This is a genomic window from Pseudomonas sp. PSB11, from assembly GCF_014596605.1.
GTDB lineage: Bacteria > Pseudomonadota > Gammaproteobacteria > Pseudomonadales > Pseudomonadaceae > Aquipseudomonas > Aquipseudomonas umsongensis.
On the sequence record NZ_NOIO01000061.1, the window covers coordinates 1 to 2,167 of the forward strand.

Here is a 2,167-nt window from a genome sequence, read left to right on the forward strand (position 1 = left end):
TCTGGCACTCATTGGCCTTGAGTTTCTGCACGCGCACCGACGCGTCGGTGTTGATGGCGAAAATCAGGTTATCGAGCTTGACCCGGCTCGGGTCCCAGTAATGCTTGTTGCCGGTGTAGCGGATGTTCGAGTCTTTCTGGTAACTCTTGAATACGAACGGCCCGGTGCCGATCGGCTTCTGGTTGATGTCGCTCGGCTTGCCTTCGGCGAGCAGCTTGTCGGCGTACTCGGCGGAGAGGATCGCGGCGAAGCTCATGGCGATGTTCTGGATGAACGCGGCGTCCACGCTGTTGAGCGTCATGACCACGGTCAGCGGCCCGGTCTTTTCGACCTTGGCGATGTTCTTGTTCAGGCTCATCCCGTTGAAATAGGGAAACTCTGTCGGGTAGGCCTTACGGAAAGGTTGTTGCGGGTCGAGCATGCGATTGAACGTGAACAGCACGTCATCGGCGTTGAAGTCGCGGGTCGGTGTGAAGTACTTGGTTGTATGAAACTTCACCCCTGGGCGCAGGTGAAAGGTGTACGTGAGACCGTCTTCGGAAATATCCCAACTGGTGGCCAGGCCGGGTACGACGTTGGTTGAGCCTTTTTCAAACTCTACCAGGCGGTTGTACAGCGGTTCGGCAGCGTCGTTGTCGGTTGCGGTGGTGTACTGCGCAGTATCGAAACCGGCGGGGCTGCCTTCGGAACAGAACACCAGGCTGTCGGAGGCAGCCTGGCTCATGGACGTGGCGGCCAACAGGCCAGTGCCCAGCAATGCGGATAAAACCAAGGTATGACGCATGACGCTCTCTCTTGTTCAGTGTTGAGTCAATGAACCTTCGTCCCGTGCGCAGACGGGGAGGGTCACTGGTTTCCAGCCATGTCGTGCAGCAAAAAAACCGAGGGCCCACGCATTCGCTGGTCAGATCCCGACGGTAGGCACCGTGGGTCCGGCAGTAAATACGAAAAGTCCGAAAGACTTGTGGGAAAAGACGACGCGTCCTAGCACCCGCCTGTAGTCAGTGGGCGATTTGGATGTAGGTAATTTCCTGCTTTCTCGGTAGGCGAAGTAACGGCGACGTCATGGACGTCGCCGTTACCAAACCTTATTTGCTGACGCTGACGCCGTAGAAGGAGTTCAAGCCAAACGGGCTGATCTTGAAGTCCTGCACATTGGCGCGCATGGGTTGGAACACCGTCGAGTGAGCGATAGGTGTCATTGGCGTCTGATCTTTAAGGATGTGTTGCGCCTGCTTGTACAGTTCGGTGCGCTTGCCTTGATCCGAAGTGCGCTTGGCTTGCTTGACGATGTCGTCAAACGGCTTGTAGCACCATTTCGAGAAGTTGTTGCCTTCCAGCGAGTCGCAACCGAACAGCACGTTCAGCCAGTTGTCGGGATCACCATTGTCACCGCTCCAGCCAATCAGCATCGCCTGGTTCTCGCCGCCTTTGGAGCGCTTGATGTACTCGCCCCACTCGTAGCTCTGGATCTTGACCTTGAGACCGATCTTCGCCCAGTCGGACTGCAGCATTTCTGCCATCAGCTTGGCGTTAGGGTTATACGGACGCTGTACCGGCATGGCCCAGAGAACGATTTCGGTGCCGTCCTTGACGCCGGCTTCCTTGAGCAGCTCTTTGGCTTTCTCAGGATTGTACGGCGCATCCTTGATGGTGGTGTCGTAGGACCACTGGGTCGGAGGCATGGCGTTGACGGCCAGTTGGCCAGCGCCCTGGTATACCGAATCGATGATCTGTTGCTTGTTGACAGCCATGTCCAGTGCCTGGCGCACTTTCAATTGGGCCAACGGGTTTGGCTCATTGCTGCCCTTGACCTTGTCCATCACGTTGTAGGCGATGTAGCCCAGGTTGAAACCGGCCTGGTCAGGCAGCTTCAGAGTCTTGTCTTCGCGCAGCGCCTTCAGGTCGGCCGGACGAGGGAACAGGGTAACCTGGCACTCGTTCTTCTTCAGCTTCTGGATACGTACCGACGGATCGGTGGTGATGGCGAAGATCAGGTTGTCGATCTTGACGTCTTCCGGCTTCCAGTAGTCCTTGTTCCCGGTGTAGCGGATGTTGGAGTCTTTCTGGTAGCTCTTGAACACGAACGGACCAGTGCCGACCGGCTTCTGGTTGATGTCGGCGGCCTTGCCTTCTTTCAGTAGCTGTGCGGCGTATTCGGCGGACT

General features: G+C 56.9%; 2 protein-coding genes. Both read right to left on the minus strand.

Going from position 1 to position 2,167, the window contains the following annotated elements:
- Window positions 1-784, minus strand: a 784-nt coding sequence (locus tag CGA21_RS29640) for an ABC transporter substrate-binding protein (RefSeq protein WP_223194313.1), incomplete at its 3' end; no start/stop codon positions are given.
- A 304-nt stretch (window positions 785-1,088) separates the two neighbouring features.
- The coding region (locus CGA21_RS29645) for an ABC transporter substrate-binding protein (RefSeq protein ID WP_188265686.1) at window positions 1,089-2,167 on the minus strand (1,079 nt) is incomplete at its 5' end.